This window comes from Pseudomonas sp. SIMBA_068 (genome assembly GCF_046534705.1).
Lineage (GTDB): Bacteria > Pseudomonadota > Gammaproteobacteria > Pseudomonadales > Pseudomonadaceae > Aquipseudomonas > Aquipseudomonas putida.
The window spans coordinates 1-248 of the sequence record NZ_JAWRYI010001232.1 but is presented as its reverse complement, the minus strand read 5'-3'; the positions used below and the strand labels follow the sequence as shown (position 1 = coordinate 248).

Genomic DNA, 248 nt, shown 5'->3' with positions numbered 1-248 from the left:
CACCAAGATAATTGTGTAACTAGCAAAAATATCAATATGATTTGACGATCTTTCACTGCACCGGCAGAAAATTCATCAACAGCAGGCTTTGCGCGTAATTCAGGCCAATCCGCCGATAACGCTCATCCAGCAACTCCGCCAGCAGATCCAGCCGCGCAACGATTTTGCCAAACTCCACGGCAAAACTCAGGTTACTGCCCTCTTCGGAGATCTCGTTGGAGAACAGCAGCAGCACCCCATTCGCGTCC

General features: G+C 50.0%; 1 pseudogene. It reads right to left on the bottom strand.

The features are described 5' to 3' along the window. Positions 1-52 precede the first annotated feature (52 nt). Positions 53-248 (bottom strand): annotated as a pseudogene (locus tag SB756_RS33475) (hypothetical protein); the annotation flags it as partial.